Origin of the sequence: Curtobacterium sp. MCBA15_013 (assembly GCF_001865095.1) — a bacterium.
Taxonomy (GTDB): Bacteria; Actinomycetota; Actinomycetes; order Actinomycetales; family Microbacteriaceae; genus Curtobacterium.
Genome location: NZ_MJGQ01000003.1, coordinates 20,313 through 20,566, shown reverse-complemented (window position 1 = coordinate 20,566; position 254 = coordinate 20,313).

Sequence of the window (254 nt, the reverse complement as noted above, 5' to 3'; positions counted from 1 at the left end):
GGACTTGCCCGAGCCGGACTCCCCCACGATGCCGACGCGCTGGCTCGCGCCGAGGACGAACGAGACGTCCCGGACGGCGGTCTTGCGGCCGTAGCGCCGGGCGACCCCGGTGGCCTCGATGCGGATGCCGGTCATGCCGCCGTTCCTTCCAGTCGGGCGCGGACCGACTCGAGCGTCGGCAGTTCGTCGAGCCGTGCGGACGCCAGGGTCGGCACGCACTCGAGCAGTCCACGGGTGTACGGGTGGGTGGCCTC